We start from the raw sequence: 15743 nt of genomic DNA, 5'->3' as shown, positions 1-15743 counted from the left end.
CTACCCGAAGAAGTTCCGTACGTGCTCCAGGCCGTCGACCAAGGCGTCGACCTCGGCCGGCGTGGAGTACAGATAGAACGACGCCCGCGTGGTCGCAGGAATTCCGTACCGCAGGCAGACCGGCCGCGCGCAGTGGTGGCCGACCCGGACCGCGATGCCCTGCTCGTCCAGGACCTGGCCCACGTCGTGCGGGTGGATGTCACCGAGCGTGAACGAGATCGCGGCGCCGCGGTCCTCGGCCGTGGTCGGGCCGATGATCCGGAGGTCGGGCACCTCCAGGAGCCGCTTCACCGCGTACTCGGTGAGCGCGTGCTCGTGCTGGGCGATCTTGTCCATACCGATCGAGGTGAGGTAGTCCACGGCCGCGCCGAGGCCGACGGCCTGCGCGATCGGGGGCGTACCCGCCTCGAACTTGTGCGGCGCGGGAGCGTACGTCGAGGAGTGCATCGAGACGGTCTCGATCATCTCGCCGCCGCCGAGGAACGGCGGCAGGTCCTCCAGGAGTTCCTGCCGTCCCCACAGCACACCGATACCGGTCGGGCCGCACATCTTGTGGCCGGTGAAGGCCACGAAGTCGGCCTGCAGCGCCTGCACGTCCAACACCATGTGCGGGGCGGCCTGCGAGGCGTCGATCAGCACCAGCGCGCCGACGTCCTGGGCGCGGCGGACGATCGTCTCGACCGGGTTGACGGTGCCCATGATGTTGGAGACCAGCGTGAAGGAGACGATCTTCGTCTTCTCGGTGATGATCTCTTCGATGTTCGACAGGTCGAGCCTGCCGTCGTCGGTGAGGCCGAACCACTTCAGCTTCGCGCCGGTGCGCTGCGCGAGCAGCTGCCACGGAACGATGTTGGAGTGGTGCTCCATCTCCGTGATGACGACCTCGGTGTCGCTGTCCACCCGGTAGGGCTCGTCGGCCCAGCCGAGCATGTTGGCCACGAGGTTGAGCGACTCCGAGGCGTTCTTGGTGAAGATCACCTCGTCGCGGCTCGGCGCGTTGATGAACGCGGCGACCTTGTCGCGCGCGCCCTCGTACAGCGCCGTGGCCTCCTCGGCGAGCACGTGCACGCCGCGGTGCACGTTGGCGTTGTGCTGCTCGTAGTACTCACTGAGCACGTCGATCACCTGGCGCGGCGTCTGCGAGGTCGCCGCGTTGTCCAGGTAGATGAGCTTCTTGCCGTCGTGGAGCACCCGGTCGAGGATCGGGAAGTCCTTGCGGATCGCCTCGGTGTCGAGGAGGCCCGGCAGATGTGTCACGCGGATACGCCACCCTTCGTGTAGGACTCGTACCCCTCGGCCTCCAGCTTGTCGGCCAGCTCGGCGCCGCCGGACTCGACGATGCGGCCGCCGGAGAAGACGTGGACGAAGTCGGGCTTGATGTAGCGCAGGATGCGCGTGTAGTGCGTGATCAGCAGGGTGCCGACCTCCCCGGTCTCGCGGACGCGGTTGACACCCTCGGAGACGATGCGCAGGGCGTCGACGTCGAGGCCGGAGTCGGTCTCGTCGAGGATCGCGATCTTCGGCTTGAGGAGCTCCAGCTGGAGGATCTCGTGGCGCTTCTTCTCACCGCCGGAGAAGCCCTCGTTGACGTTGCGCTCGGCGAAGGCCGGGTCCATGTGCAGACGCTCCATGGACTCCTTGACCTCCTTCACCCACGTGCGCAGCTTGGGGGCCTCGCCGCGGATGGCGGTGGCGGAGGTGCGCAGGAAGTTGGAGACCGAGACGCCGGGCACCTCGACCGGGTACTGCATGGCGAGGAAGAGACCGGCGCGGGCGCGCTCGTCGACGGACATCTCCAGGACGTCCTCGCCGTCCAGGGTCACGGTGCCACCGGTGATCGTGTACTTGGGGTGGCCGGCGAGGGAGTACGCGAGGGTCGACTTGCCGGAGCCGTTCGGGCCCATGATGGCGTGGGTCTCGCCCTGCTTCACGGTCAGGTCGACGCCCTTGAGGATCTCCTTGGTGGCGTTGTCGGCCTCGACGGAGACGCGCAGGTCGCGGATTTCAAGCGTTGCCATGGGGACTTCAGTTCTCCTGTGTGACGGAGACGAGAACATCGTCCCCTTCGATCTTTACGGGGTATACGGGCACAGGGCGCGTCGCGGGAAGGCCGGACGGCTTGCCGGTGCGGAGGTCGAAGGCCGATCCGTGCAGCCAGCACTCGATCTGGCAGTCCTCCACCTCGCCCTCCGACAGCGAGACGTTCGCGTGCGAGCAGATGTCGTAGATCGCGAACACCTCGCCCTCGGTGTGGACGATGGAGACCGGCGTGCCGTCGAGCTCCACCCGCTTCGGGGTGTCCTCCTCCAGCTCGCTCAGCCCACAGGCTCGGACGAAGGCCATCAGACGGAAGCCTCCAGCTCGGCCTCGATCTTGGCGATGAGGCGCTCCTCGACGTCCGGCAGCCCGATCTGCTGGACGAGCTCCGCGAAGAAGCCGCGGACGACCAGGCGGCGGGCCTCGGCCTCCGGGATGCCGCGGGCCATCAGGTAGAAGAGCTGCTCGTCGTCGAAGCGGCCGGTGGCCGAGGCGTGGCCGGCGCCGACGATCTCGCCGGTCTCGATCTCGAGGTTCGGCACGGAGTCGACGCGCGCGCCGTCCGTGAGGACGAGGTTGCGGTTCATCTCGTACGTGTCGGTGCCCTCGGCCGCGGCCCGGATGAGGACGTCGCCGATCCACACCGCGTGGGCGTCGTCGCCCTGGAGAGCGCCCTTGTACACCGCGTTGGACTTGCAGTGCGGGGTGTTGTGGTCGACGAGGAGGCGGTGCTCCTGGTGCTGGCCCTTGTCGGTGAAGTACAGACCGAAGAGCTCGGCCTCGCCGCCGGTGCCGGCGTAGGCGACCCGCGGGTGGAGGCGCACGAGGTCGCCGCCGAAGGTGACGACGACGGACTTGAAGGAGGCGTCGCGGCCGACCAGCGCGTTGTGCTGGGCGACGTGGACGGCCTTGTCGTCCCAGTCCTGGACGGAGACGACGGTGAGCTTGGCGCCGTCGCCGAGGACGTAGTCCACGTTGGCGGCGAGCACCGCGTCGCCGGTGTGGTCGATGACCACGACGGCCTCGGCGAACGCGCCGAGCTCGACGACCTGGTGGCCGAAGGCGACACCGCCCTCGCCGTGCACCGCGATGCGGATCGGCTCGGCGAGCACGGTCTCCTTGGGCACGGTGACGACCGAGGCCTGCTCGAAGGAGGAGTACGCCTGGGCGGCGACGCGGTCCACCGGGGTGCCCGCCTTGCCGAGCCGCGCGTCGTCGCGGCCGACGGTCTCGACGACGACGCCGTCGGGGGCGTCGATCGCGACCTTGACGCCGGTGCCGGTGGCGACGGCGGTGCCGTCGTGCAGTCCGGCGAGGCGCTCCAGGGGAGTGAAGCGCCACTCCTCCTCGCGGCCGTGCGGAACCGGGAAGTCCGCCACGTCGAACGACGGGGGCGCACTCATACGGGTGGCGACGGTCGACTCGGCGGCCACCGCGATCGAGCCGGCGGTGGTGGAGCCCACCGGGATGTTCTGAGCCTCAGCCATGGCTGTCGTCTTGCTCTCTTCCTACGTCAGAAGTCAGTCGCTGCTTGCGGTCCCGGAAGGCGTCAGCCCACCGAGCCCTCCATCTGCAGCTCGATCAGCCGGTTGAGCTCCAGCGCGTACTCCATGGGGAGTTCCTTGGCGATCGGCTCGACGAAGCCGCGCACGATCATCGCCATCGCCTCGAACTCGGTCATGCCGCGGCTCATCAGGTAGAAGAGCTGGTCCTCGGAGACCTTGGAGACGGTCGCCTCGTGACCCATGGAGACGTCGTCCTCGCGGACGTCGACGTACGGGTAGGTGTCGGAGCGGGAGATCGTGTCGACCAGCAGAGCGTCGCAGAGCACGTTGGACTTCGCGCCCGGCGCGCCCTCGCCGATCTCGATCAGACCGCGGTAGGACGTACGGCCACCGCCTCGCGCCACCGACTTGGAGACGATGTTGGACGAGGTGTTCGGGGCCATGTGGACCATCTTGGCGCCGGCGTCCTGGTGCTGGCCCTCGCCCGCGAAGGCGATGGACAGGGTCTCGCCCTTGGCGTGCTCGCCCATCAGGTAGACGGCCGGGTACTTCATGGTCACCTTGGAGCCGATGTTGCCGTCAACCCACTCCATGGTCGCGCCCTCGTACGCCACGGCGCGCTTGGTGACCAGGTTGTAGACGTTGTTCGACCAGTTCTGGATGGTCGTGTAGCGGCAGCGGCCGCCCTTCTTGACGATGATCTCGACCACGGCGCTGTGCAGCGAGTCCGAGGAGTAGATCGGGGCGGTGCAGCCCTCGACGTAGTGGACGTAGGCGTCCTCGTCGACGATGATCAGCGTCCGCTCGAACTGGCCCATGTTCTCCGTGTTGATACGGAAGTAGGCCTGCAGCGGGATGTCCACGTGGACGCCCTTGGGGACGTAGATGAACGACCCGCCGGACCACACGGCCGTGTTCAGCGACGCGAACTTGTTGTCGCCGACCGGGATGACGGTGCCGAAGTACTCCTGGAAGAGCTCCGGGTGCTCCTTCAGCGCGGTGTCCGTGTCGAGGAAGATGACGCCCTGCTCCTCCAGGTCCTCACGGATCTGGTGGTAGACGACCTCGGACTCGTACTGCGCGGCGACACCGGCGACCAGGCGCTGCTTCTCCGCCTCCGGGATGCCGAGCTTGTCGTAGGTGTTCTTGATGTCCTCGGGCAGCTCCTCCCACGAGGCGGCCTGGGCCTCGGTGGAGCGCACGAAGTACTTGATGTTGTCGAAGTCGATGCCCGACAGGTCCGAGCCCCAGCTCGGCATCGGCTTCTTGTCGAACAGCCGCAGACCCTTCAGCCGCAGCTTCAGCATCCACTCCGGCTCGTTCTTCTTCGCGGAGATGTCCCGGACGACGTCCTCGTTGAGACCGCGCTTGGCAGCGGCGCCGGCCTCGTCGGAGTCGGCCCAGCCGAATTCGTACTTACCCAGACCCTCGAGTTCGGGGTGGGCAGTCTCCGTGGGGAGAGTCATGCGGGGTTCCTCCCGGCCGTGCTTGCAGATGCTGGTGATGTGGTGGTCTGTGCGGCGCCGCTCTGGGGAGAGCCGCGCGGGATGAACGTCGTGCAGACGCCGTCGCCGTGGGCGATCGTGGCGAGCCGCTGTACGTGCGTCCCGAGGAGCTTCGAGAAGAACTCGGTCTCCGCCTCGCACAGCTGCGGGTACTTCTCGGCCGCGTGGGCGACCGGGCAATGGTGCTGGCAGAGCTGCTCGCCGACCGGCGCGGTACGGGCCGTGGCAGCGTACCCGTCGGCGCTGAGAGCCTTGGCCAGCGCTTCCGTGCGCTCCTCCGGGGCCGCGGCCTCGACGGCGGCGCGATAGGCGTCGGCCTGGGCCTCGATCCGGTCCCGGGCGAAGGCGGCGACGGCCGACTCCCCTCCGGCGTGCTGCTCGATCCAGCGCAGGGCGTCGACGGCCAGCGTGTCGTACGACTGGTCGAAGGCGTCGCGGCCGCAGTCGGTCAGGGCGAACACCTTGGCGGGGCGCCCGCGCGTGCGCGCGCCGTAGACGCGCTGCTCGCGTGCCTCCACGACATTGTCGGAGACGAGCGAGTCGAGGTGACGGCGGACGGCTGCCTGCGTGAGTCCGAGACGGCCCGCGAGGTCGGCCACGGTGGACGGGCCGTGGTCCAGGATGGAGCGCGCGACGCGGTTGCGCGTGGAGCGCTCACCGGTCGCGAGTTCCTCGTGGGGAGCCTCGCCTACGTTTTTCACAACGCCATTGTTGCGTAATTCCTCAGAGAGTGACAAGCCGCGTCCGGATCACCGCACGGTGCCGTGCGTCACTTAGGCATACCTAATCTGACCTGCGGAAATGATCACTCGGACGTCTGCTTCGCAGGTCCGCCGGGGTGCTCGCGCCCGGTCCCTCCGCCGCCGGAGGGACCGCCGTGCGTCCCCTCGCGACCACCGCCCGCGTGAACGCGGCCGCGTCCCGGACGGCCGCGCCGCCCGGGTCGTTGTTGAAGAACGCGTACACGTCCGACCGGTCGGGCCAGGCGTCGGCCACGCGGTCCGCCCAGGACACGAGTGCCTGCCGCCCGTAGCCCGGCCACGGCCTCGCGCGGCCCTCGTGGAAGCGCAGATAGCCCCAGTCGGCGGTCCGCCACAGCGGCGTCACCGGCCGCGAGCCGCGGTCCGCCCAGCACAGGGCGGCGCCCCGGGCCGCCAGCACCCCGGCGATCTCGTCGGTCCACCACGAGTCGTGGCGCGGTTCGACGGCCACGCGCACCCCGCGCGGGAAGCAGGCGAGCACCGCGTCCAGCGCCCGGGCGTCGGCGCGGAGCGTGGGCGGCAGCTGCAGCAGGACGGGCCCCAGCCGCTCCCCCAGCGCCTCGGCGCGGCCCATGAGCCGCTCGACGGGCTCCTCGGGATCCTTCAGCCGCTTGATGTGGGTGAGGAACCGGCTGACCTTCACCGCCATGACGAAGCCGTCGGGCGTGCGCTCACGCCATTCGGCGAAGGTCCTGCGCTCGGGCAGCCGGTAGAAGGCGTTGTTGTTCTCGACGGTCACGAAGCGGCGCGCGTACTCCTCCAGCCAGAGCCGCTGGGGCACGCCCTCGGGATAGAGGACGCCGCGCCAGTCCCTGTACTGCCACCCGGAGGTGCCGATGAACACGGGCATACGGTGATCCTTCCCCGTTCCGGCCGCCTCACCGTGGCCGGCCCCGTGGCGGGCCCCGACGGCAACCACCAACGGCTCCAGCCCGGCCACGCCACGGCCCCGGTCGGGTCGGCCCGTGACCTGGCCGCCGGCCGGTGCGCGCGGCGAGGTTCGGGGCCGCGGCCCGAGCGGTGCCGGCGGGTCCTTAGACTTCCCGCATGAGCAACGAGTCCGCCGTCCAGATCCGGGGCCTGGTCAAACGGTACGGATCGAAGACCGCGGTGGACGGCCTGGACCTCGACGTCGCCACCGGATCCGTGACCGCCGTGCTCGGCCCCAACGGAGCCGGCAAGACCACCACGGTCGAGACCTGCGAGGGCTACCGCCGCGCCGACGCCGGCACGGTGCGCGTCCTCGGCCTCGATCCCGTCGCCGACGCGGCCCGGCTGCGTCCCCGGATCGGCGTGATGCTCCAGTCCGGCGGCGTGTACTCGGGCGCCCGCGCCGACGAGATGCTGCGCCACATGGCGAAGCTGCACGCCCACCCGCTGGACGTGGACGCCCTGATCGAACGGCTCGGGCTCGGCAGCTGCGGCCGCACGGCCTACCGCCGTCTGTCCGGCGGCCAGCAGCAGCGGCTCGCGCTCGCGATGGCCGTCGTCGGCCGGCCGGAGCTCGTGTTCCTCGACGAACCGACCGCCGGGCTCGACCCGCAGGCCCGCCGGGCCACCTGGGAGCTGGTGCGCGAACTGCGCGCCGACGGTGTCACCACCGTCCTGACCACGCACTTCATGGACGAGGCCGAGCAGCTCGCGGACGACGTCGCGATCGTCGACGCGGGCCGGGTGATAGCCCGGGGCACCACGGAGGAGCTGTGCCGTGGCGGTGCCGAGAACACCCTGCGCTTCACCGGTCGCCCCGGGCTCGACCTCGGCTCGCTCCTCAAGGCGCTGCCGGACGGCACGGCAGCCGCCGAGCTCACGCCGGGCGCGTACCGGATCAGCGGCCAGGTCGACCCGCAGCTGCTGGCGACGGTCACGACCTGGTGCGCCCAGCACGGCGTGATGCCGGACGGCATCTCGGTCGAGCGCCACACGCTGGAGGACGTCTTCCTCACGCTGACGGGCAAGGAGTTGCGCGGATGAGCGCCGGTACGTACACGCCGCGACCGGGCGCGGCGCCGCTGACCCGCATGATCGCGGCGCAGGCCGCCTTCGAGACCAGGATGCTGCTGCGCAACGGTGAGCAGCTGCTGCTCACCGTGGTCATTCCGTCGCTGCTGCTGGTGCTCTTCTCGACCGTCGACATCGTCGACACCGGCGACGGCGAGCCCGTCGACTTCCTCGCCCCCGGCGTCCTCGCGCTCGCCGTGATGTCCACGGCCTTCACCGGCCAGGCGATCGCGACCGGTTTCGAGCGGCGGTACGGGGTGCTCAAACGGCTGGGCGCCTCGCCCCTGCCGCGCTGGGCGCTGATGTGCGCCAAGACGCTCTCGGTCCTGGTCACCGAGGTCCTGCAGATCGTGCTGCTGACCGTGATCGCCTTCGCGCTCGGCTGGTCCCCGCACGGCAACCCGTTCTCCGTGCTCCTGCTGCTCGTCCTCGGCACCGCGGCCTTCTCCGGGCTCGGGCTGCTGATGGCCGGGACGCTCAGGGCGGAGGCGACCCTGGCCGCCGCGAACCTCGTGTTCCTGCTGCTCCTCGTGGGCGGCGGCGTGATCGTTCCGCTGGACAGGTTCCCGGGCGCCGTCGCCTCCGCCCTCGCCCTGCTGCCGATCTCGGCGCTGTCCGACGGACTCCGTGACGTTCTGCAGAACGGCGCGGGCATGCCCTGGGGCGATCTAGGAATCCTCTCCGTATGGGCACTGCTCGGACTCGGGGCGGCCGCCCGGCTCTTCCGCTGGGAGTGAGGCGCGCGCCAGGATGCTCCCGTCGGGACCCGCACGACTGGAGGTCTGGATGGAGCGGACTGCCGCGCTGCGGCTGGATGCCGAGTGGGCGAAGATCAGGGCCGGCCGGCCCGGCTCCTCGCCGCGCGCACGCGAGCGCATGCTGACGGATCTCATCGCCGCCCTCGCCCCGCACGCGGCGGACGATCTGTCCCTGACCGCCAGACTGAGCCTTCGGTACGGCGATCTGGCGCGGCACCACTTCGACACCGGCAGCCGCACGGACGCGCTGGCCGCGGTCGACCAGGCCGTACGGCACTGCGCCGAGCCCGCGCGGCACGACGACGAGCACGCCCGCTGGTACGCCAGGGCCCTCATCAGCCAGGCCGTCTACCTCGCGGAGCCGCTCAGCGACGAGCTCGGGCTGCCGCGCTACGCCTTCCGTCCGCACGGGGAGCGGCCGCCGGCCGAGGACCGGCTCGCGGGCCTCGCCGCCGTCGAGGCCACCCACCGGGCCATCGCCGTGTGGGAGGGCCTCGACCGGGACGAGCCGCGCAACCAGGAAGGGCTCGCCCAGGCGTACGCCTTCCTCGGCGACCGGCTGGAGGAGCTCGGCCGGCCGGTGGACGCGGCGGAGTGGGCCGTACGGGCCGAGCGGGCGTTCCACGCGGTGTGGACGCCCGAGCCGCCCGAGCGCGCGCACGCGGCCGTGCTGGGCCATCTCGGGGACCAGCTGGAGCGGAGGCTGCGGCGCTGCCCCTTCGACGGCGGACTCACGCAGCTGCACAAGCGCGAACTGCTGCCCGAGCGGCTGGTACCGCTCGCGGTCCTGGCCGCTCGGATCGAGGGCGTGGCCAAGGACGCGATCGCGGAGGGGCTGGCGCTGGAGCGGACCGAGGTGCGGCGCATCCTGCGGGCCCGCTCGTGGCGGGCGGTGTGGCGGTTCGACGTGCGCGCGCAGGACGGGCCGTGGACGCCGATGGCGTGTCCGTGGCGCGGGACGGACGCGGTGACGGACCGCACGGCGGATGCGGTCGCCGCCGATCTGCCCGACGCGTTCCTGCACTCGCCGGACCGGCCGCCGGACGGGGTGCCGTGGCGGTTCGCCCTGTGGTGGGAGGAGGAGGACCACCTGGACGGGGCACGCTTCCGGAGGACGTTCCCGTCCGCGCCCGACCCCTCGTGAATCGGTGCACAAGCCCCCGCCTACGATAGGGCCCGTGCAGACCCCCCTCGCCTATATCGCCCAGCGCTGGACACCGTCGCCCAAAATCCTGCGACGTGCGGCGCTCTCCGCCGTCCTGATGACCGTGTTCATCGTCGTCACGGGCGGTGCCGTCCGGCTGACCGGCTCCGGTCTCGGCTGCGACACCTGGCCCAAGTGCACGGACGACAGCCTCTTCGCCACGCCCGAGCAAGGCCTCCACGGCGCGATCGAGTTCGGCAACCGGATGCTGACGTACGTGCTGTCGGCCGCGGTGGGCTGGGCGATCATCGCGGTGCGGTCCGTCAAGCCGCGGCGCCGGGGGCTGACCCGGCTCGCGTGGCTGCAGTTCTGGATCGTCCTGAGCAACGCCGTCATCGGCGGCATCACGGTCTGGGCCGGCCTGAACCCGTGGTCCGTCGCCGGGCACTTCCTGCTCGCGAACGCGCTCCTGACGGTCGCGACCGTCACGTGGGTGCGCACCGGTGAGGGGGACGCCGCGCCGCGTCCCCGGGTGCCGCGTCCGGTGCGCAAGCTGTCGTGGGCGATCGTCGCGGTCTCCGCGGTGCTGATCGTGCTGGGCACGTCGGTGACCGGCTCCGGGAAGCACGCGGGCGACAGCAGCGACGTGCCGCGTATGCCGTGGGACTGGGCAGCCGCCGCGCACGTCCACGCGATCGCGGCGTGGGTGGTGTGCGCGCTCGCCGTGGCGATGTGGCTGGTGCTGCGGGTGGTGGACGCCCCGGACGACATCCGGGCCCGTGCGCGCGACCTTCTGCTGGTGGTGCTGGCGCAGGGCGCGATCGGTTACGTCCAGTACTTCACCCAGGTCCCCGAGGTCCTGGTGGGCGTGCACATGCTGGGCTCGTCGCTGATGTGGATCGCGGTGCTGCGACTGGCGCTGAGCCTGCGGGAACGGGAGACCTCGGACACGGCGACGCCGTCCCGGCCGGACGGCGCGCTGTCCACCGTGTGATGCGCCGGGCGCCGCGGGGGCGTCACACGGCGGTGAGCCCGTAGACCCGCCGCGCGTTGCCCGCGCCGAGCATCCCCGCCACGCGCTGCGCGTCGGACCGCGCCCACGCGCCGTCCTCCACCCAGCCTCCGAGCACCCGGCTCATCGCGTCGCGGAAGACATGGGCGCCCACCACGTGCAGTTCCGGCAGACCCCGCGCCCCGCTCGAGAACAGCAGTTTCCCGAAGGGGGCCAGCTCCAGGATCTCGGCCAGCACCCCGGCCGCCCGCGCTCCGGTGCGGGTCACGGCGGGCCCCAGATCGGCGTACACGTGCGGGTACTCGCTCGCCAGGCGGGCGGCGCTGCGGTGGTGCGGGTAGCCGTGCAGCAGCACCAGATCGGTGCCGAGACCGGCTGTCGCCGCCGCGAACCCCGCGAGCAGCACCGGGTCGCCGACGCCCAGGTGCATCTGCACCGGCAGGCCCGACGCGATCGCGATCCACAGGAGATGGCGCAGCAGCACCGGGTCGGTCAGCGGGTCGCCCGCCTGACGGGCGGCGATCCAGGCGTCCGCGGCCCCGCGCACCTCCCCGGCCCCCGGCGGCTCCGGATCGCGTACGGCGCCGCCCGACGCGGCGGCGACGGTGGTGAAGGCGACGGCGGAGCCGGCCGCCCCGTGCACCGCCTCGGCGAGGTTCGCGAGGAAGGACTCGACCGTGCCCGAGGTGTCGGCGACCTGCTCGGCGAGCAGTTCGAGGCGGACGATCTCGCGGGCGTCCGCCGCGCCCGCCGCGGCCACCTCCCCCGGCCCGGCGAGGTCCCCGGGAGGACCTGTGTCCACCAGGTAGGCGTCGATGCCGGTGCCCCGGAGCAGCCGTCTGCCCGCCTCGATCGCTCCCAGCTCGCGTCGACGGGCCAGGTAGTGGGCGGGCGGGCAGTGGGGTTCGAGCCCGAGCAGCGGCGGGCACCAGCGCCGTACGGCGAAGCCGGTCTGGCTGTCGAAGAACGTGGTGCCCGCGGCAGGCGTCCCGGCCCCGGGGCCGAGCAGTGCCTCGAAGGTGCCGAGGCCCAGTTCCGTACGGAGCACCCCGTGGCAGTACTGGTCGACCAGACGCACTGAGGACGCGGCGTCGATCATCGGGAGCTCCCTGTCTAGGACCGTGCTTCCACAGTCCTAACGGGTGAGCCCCGTGCGAGGTGTTGGTCAGCGGCCGGACGGGCCGCCGACCTGGATGCCCGCCATGCGGGTCCACTCGTACGGGCCGGTGCGGACCTTGGCCGCGAAGTCGCCGTCGAAGGACTCGTGGAGCGTGATCCCGGACTTCTCGGCCGCGCTCACGGCGACGGCGTGACTCGGCGCGACGAGGTCGCCCCAGCCTCCGTCCTCGCCGACGAGCACGATGCGGGTGCCCATCTGCCCGATGTACGCGAGCTGGCCCTCGGCGCCGCCGTGCGCCTCGGAGAACGACCGGATCTGCTTGGCGAGCCTCGCCGCCTTGCGCTCGGCCTTCGCGGCCTGCTTGGCGTCCTGCGCGCTCTCGTCAATCTGGGTGTCTGCCATGTCCAGGATGCTACCGGCGGGTAGATCGCCAGGCGAGTGCAGGGCGACGTGGTCTGCCCCACGCCGCGCGGACGCGGCCGAGAGGCCCTAGCGCAGGAAGGGGTCCACCGCCACGGCCACGAAGAGCAGCGACACGTAGGTGATCGACCAGTGGAACAGCCGCATCTCCTTGAGCTTGCCGCCCGTCGCGCCGCTCTTCGCGCGGTTCTGCAGCGCGTGGGCCTCCCACAGCCACCAGCCGCCGGTCGCCAGCGCCACGGCCGTGTAGAACCAGCCGGTGTAGCCGAGCGGGGTCAGCAGCAGCGAGACGGCGACCATCACCCAGCTGTAGACGACGATCTGCCGGGCGACGACCTTGTTCCCGGCGACGACCGGGAGCATCGGGACGCCGACGCGGGCGTAGTCCTCCTTCACCTTCATCGACAGCGGCCAGTAGTGCGGCGGCGTCCAGAAGAAGATGACGAGGAAGAGGACGACGGCGGCCCACGACATCGAGTCGGTCACGGAGGACCAGCCGATCAGCACGGGCATGCAGCCCGCGATGCCGCCCCAGACGATGTTCTGCGCGGTGCGGCGCTTGAGGATCATCGTGTAGACGACGACGTAGAAGAGCAGCGCGCCGAGTGACAGGGCGGCGGACAGCCAGTTGACGAGCAGCCCGAACCAGAGCGTGGAGATCACGGCGAGGGCGAGGCCGAAGACCAGCCCCTCGCGCGGCGACACCATGCCGGTGACCAGCGGGCGCTGGGACGTGCGGTCCATCAGGGCGTCGATGTCGCGGTCGATGTACATGTTGAGCGCGTTGGCGCCACCGGCGGAGAGGTAACCGCCGAGGCAGGTCGCGAGCACCAGCCACAGGTCCGGCACTCCCTGCTCGGCCAGGAACATCACCGGCACGGTGGTGATCAGCAGCAGCTCGATGATCCGCGGCTTGGTCAGCGCCACGAATGCCTTGACGCGGGCACCGAACGGCCGATGGCCCCCCGGGCTGGGAGTCAAGACGACCCCTGCGGGTCGGGACTCGACGGCCGTCACGCACACCCCTGACAGAGAAAATCCCAGCAAGCCTCCGGGAGGGCCTCCCATGTCCGAAGGGCGATGGGGGCGTGAAGACCCGTGAAGACTTGCGCGTACCACGCCACTCTAGACGTTGCCCACAGGCCGATCTTCGCCGGGGTGGTCACGTGTTGAGCCCGTCCCCGACGCCTCGCGTATACAGGCCCGACAGGCGAACGGCACGCCGGACCCGCACTCTGACAATGTCCGACCCATCTCGTGAGACGCGCTCTCGCAGAACGGCGCATTGCTGCGAAGGTAGGCTCGGCAGCGCCCGGTGCACCCCTCGTCACCGGGATTCGACATGTGGAGAGGAGCCCTGACCCAGGGTGAGCACCAAGCCGACCACCACAGACCTCGAGTGGACCGCAGTGGACCAGCGGGCAGTCGACACCGTCCGCGTCCTGGCCATGGATTCCGTACAGAAGGTCGGCAACGGCCATCCGGGTACGGCCATGAGCCTGGCGCCGGCCGCGTACACCCTCTTCCAGAAGGTGATGCGGCACGACCCGGCGGATGCCGACTGGACCGGGCGCGACCGGTTCGTGCTGTCCGCGGGCCACTCGTCCCTGACCCTCTACATCCAGCTCTACCTGGCCGGCTTCGGCCTGGAGCTGGACGACCTCAAGGCGTTCCGCACCTGGGGCAGCAAGACCCCGGGCCACCCGGAGTACGGGCACACCACCGGTGTCGAGACGACGACCGGCCCGCTCGGCCAGGGTGTCGCCAACGCCGTGGGCATGGCGATGGCCGCCCGCTACGAGCGTGGTCTGTTCGACCCCGAGGCCGCCCCGGGCACCTCGCCGTTCGATCACTTCGTGTACGCGATCGCCGGTGACGGCTGCCTCCAGGAGGGCATCTCCGCGGAGGCCTCCTCGCTCGCGGGTCACCAGAGGCTCGGCAACCTGATCCTGCTGTGGGACGACAACCACATCTCGATCGAGGGCGACACCGAGACCGCGGTCTCCGAAGACACCATGAAGCGGTACGAGGCCTACGGCTGGCACGTGCAGCGCGTGGAGCCCAAGGAGAACGGCGACCTGGACCCGGCCGCCCTGTACGCGGCGATCGAGGCCGCCAAGGCCGTCACGGACCGGCCGTCGTTCATCGCGATGCGCTCGATCATCGCCTGGCCCGCCCCGAACGCGCAGAACACCGAGGCCGCGCACGGCTCGGCGCTGGGCGAGGAGGAGATCGCGGCCACCAAGCGCGTCATGGGCTTCGACCCCGAGCAGCACTTCGAGGTCTCCGACGAGGTCATCGCGCACACCCGCAAGGCTCTCGACCGCGGCCGCGAGGCGCGCGGCGAGTGGGAGAAGGCGTTCGCCGCGTGGCGCACGGCCAGCCCGCAGCGCGCCGCGGAGTTCGACCGCATCCGGGCCGGCGAGCTGCCCGAGGGCTGGGAGGAGAAGCTGCCCGAGTTCGAGACGGGCAAGGGTGTCGCCACCCGCGCCGCCTCGGGCAAGATCCTCCAGGCGCTGGGCGCGGTCGTGCCCGAGCTGTGGGGCGGCTCGGCCGACCTGGCCGGTTCGAACAACACGACGATCGACAAGACGTCGTCGTTCCTGCCCGCGGACAACCCGCTGCCGGAGGCCGACCCGTACGGCCGCACCGTGCACTTCGGTATCCGTGAGCACGCCATGGCCGCGGTCATGAACGGCATCGCCCTGCACGGCAACACCCGCATCTACGGCGGCACCTTCCTGGTGTTCTCCGACTACATGCGCAACGCCGTCCGCCTGTCCGCGCTGATGCACCTGCCGGTCACGTACGTGTGGACGCACGACTCCATCGGTCTCGGCGAGGACGGCCCCACCCACCAGCCGGTGGAGCACCTGGCCTCGCTGCGCGCCATCCCGGGCCTGAACATCGTGCGCCCGGCCGACGCCAACGAGACCGCGATCGCGTGGCGCGAGATCCTCCGCCGCTGGACGAAGGAGTTCGGCGTGGGCGCCCCGCACGGCCTCGCGCTGACCCGCCAGGGCGTGCCGACGTACGAGCGCAACGAGGACGCGGCCAAGGGCGGCTATGTGCTGTTCGAGGCCGACGGCGGCGAGCCGCAGGTCGTGCTGATCGGTACCGGCTCCGAGGTGCAGCTGGCCGTCGAGGCCCGCGAGCAGCTCCAGGCCGCCGGAGTGCCGACCCGGGTGGTCTCGATGCCGTCCGTCGAGTGGTTCGAGGAGCAGGACCAGGGGTACCGGGACGCGGTGCTTCCTCCGTCGGTCACGGCGCGCGTCGCGGTCGAGGCCGGTATCGGCCTGACCTGGCACCGCTACGTCGGCGACGCAGGACGCATCGTCTCGCTGGAGCACTTCGGTGCCTCGGCCGACGGCAAGGTCCTCTTCCGCGAGTTCGGTTTCACCGCGGACGCGGTCGCCGCCGCCGCGCGGGAATCGATCGAAGCCGCCGCGCGCTGACGCCGGTATACGACAAGTAGGAGAT

Annotated in this window: 15 protein-coding genes; 5 read left to right on the top strand and 10 right to left on the bottom strand. The window is 70.9% G+C overall.

Annotated elements, in window-relative coordinates; all coding sequences use genetic code 11:
- From HW130_RS08745 to HW130_RS08715, 7 genes are all read right to left on the bottom strand, one after another.
- Positions 1 to 1257: a cysteine desulfurase gene (locus tag HW130_RS08745; protein ID WP_177148864.1), complete on the bottom strand. Its 1257-nt coding sequence runs from the start codon at positions 1255 to 1257 to the stop codon at positions 1 to 3.
- Positions 1254 to 2018 carry a Fe-S cluster assembly ATPase SufC gene (gene sufC, locus HW130_RS08740; protein ID WP_177148863.1) on the bottom strand — a complete coding sequence of 255 codons (765 nt, stop codon included), beginning with the start codon at positions 2016 to 2018 and terminating at the stop codon, positions 1254 to 1256. The genes HW130_RS08745 and sufC overlap by 4 nt, the downstream gene beginning before the upstream one ends.
- A 7-nt stretch (positions 2019 to 2025) precedes the next feature.
- On the bottom strand, positions 2026 to 2343 hold the full coding sequence (locus HW130_RS08735; protein ID WP_177148862.1) for a non-heme iron oxygenase ferredoxin subunit: 318 nt from the start codon (positions 2341 to 2343) through the stop codon (positions 2026 to 2028).
- On the bottom strand, positions 2343 to 3524 hold the full coding sequence (sufD, locus tag HW130_RS08730; RefSeq protein ID WP_177148861.1) for a Fe-S cluster assembly protein SufD: 1182 nt from the start codon (positions 3522 to 3524) through the stop codon (positions 2343 to 2345). The genes HW130_RS08735 and sufD overlap by 1 nt, the downstream gene beginning before the upstream one ends.
- A 62-nt stretch (positions 3525 to 3586) precedes the next feature.
- Entirely contained in the window at positions 3587 to 5008 is a 1422-nt protein-coding gene (gene sufB / locus HW130_RS08725; protein WP_177148860.1) for a Fe-S cluster assembly protein SufB, read from the bottom strand.
- Complete coding sequence (locus HW130_RS08720; protein WP_177148859.1) at positions 5005 to 5748, bottom strand: metalloregulator ArsR/SmtB family transcription factor; 744 nt, start codon at positions 5746 to 5748, stop codon at positions 5005 to 5007. Before HW130_RS08720 ends, sufB begins: the two co-directional genes overlap by 4 nt.
- An 82-nt stretch (positions 5749 to 5830) precedes the next feature.
- Entirely contained in the window at positions 5831 to 6658 is an 828-nt protein-coding gene (locus HW130_RS08715) for a DUF72 domain-containing protein (protein WP_177148858.1), read from the bottom strand.
- A 197-nt stretch (positions 6659 to 6855) separates the two neighbouring features.
- Here HW130_RS08715 and HW130_RS08710 point away from each other — a divergent pair, with 197 nt between their 5' ends.
- Genes HW130_RS08710 through HW130_RS08695 form a run of 4 tightly spaced genes read left to right on the top strand, consistent with a single transcriptional unit; the run spans position 6856 to position 10705 of the window.
- Positions 6856 to 7782 (top strand): ABC transporter ATP-binding protein, encoded by a 927-nt coding sequence (locus tag HW130_RS08710; protein WP_177148857.1) that lies wholly within the window; start codon positions 6856 to 6858, stop codon positions 7780 to 7782.
- A complete protein-coding gene (locus HW130_RS08705) occupies positions 7779 to 8546 on the top strand; it encodes an ABC transporter permease (RefSeq protein WP_177148856.1) in 768 nt (255 codons plus the stop codon). The genes HW130_RS08710 and HW130_RS08705 overlap by 4 nt, the downstream gene beginning before the upstream one ends.
- 49 nt (positions 8547 to 8595) lie before the next feature.
- Complete coding sequence (locus tag HW130_RS08700; RefSeq protein ID WP_177148855.1) at positions 8596 to 9711, top strand: hypothetical protein; 1116 nt, start codon at positions 8596 to 8598, stop codon at positions 9709 to 9711.
- A gap of 4 nt (positions 9712 to 9715) precedes the next feature.
- Complete coding sequence (locus tag HW130_RS08695; RefSeq protein WP_177148854.1) at positions 9716 to 10705, top strand: heme A synthase; 990 nt, start codon at positions 9716 to 9718, stop codon at positions 10703 to 10705.
- Between the two features lie 22 nt (positions 10706 to 10727).
- Here the strand turns inward: HW130_RS08695 and HW130_RS08690 are convergent, their stop codons facing one another.
- The 3 genes from HW130_RS08690 to HW130_RS08680 form a co-directional block, all read right to left on the bottom strand.
- Entirely contained in the window at positions 10728 to 11822 is a 1095-nt protein-coding gene (locus tag HW130_RS08690; protein ID WP_177148853.1) for an amidohydrolase family protein, read from the bottom strand.
- Positions 11823 to 11888: 66 nt separating this feature from the next.
- Positions 11889 to 12245 (bottom strand): hypothetical protein, encoded by a 357-nt coding sequence (locus HW130_RS08685; protein ID WP_177148852.1) that lies wholly within the window; start codon positions 12243 to 12245, stop codon positions 11889 to 11891.
- Positions 12246 to 12332: 87 nt separating this feature from the next.
- Complete coding sequence (locus tag HW130_RS08680; RefSeq protein WP_177148851.1) at positions 12333 to 13280, bottom strand: heme o synthase; 948 nt, start codon at positions 13278 to 13280, stop codon at positions 12333 to 12335.
- 350 nt (positions 13281 to 13630) lie between these two features.
- Here HW130_RS08680 and tkt point away from each other — a divergent pair, with 350 nt between their 5' ends.
- Positions 13631 to 15718 carry a transketolase gene (tkt, locus tag HW130_RS08675; RefSeq protein ID WP_177148850.1) on the top strand — a complete coding sequence of 696 codons (2088 nt, stop codon included), beginning with the start codon at positions 13631 to 13633 and terminating at the stop codon, positions 15716 to 15718.
- Positions 15719 to 15743 lie beyond the last annotated feature (25 nt).

Origin of the sequence: Streptomyces sp. PKU-EA00015, assembly GCF_013387495.1 — a bacterium.
Taxonomy (GTDB): Bacteria; Actinomycetota; Actinomycetes; order Streptomycetales; family Streptomycetaceae; genus Streptomyces.
Note: the sequence above shows the minus strand (reverse complement) of the source record. Positions and strands in the feature narration are given on the sequence as shown.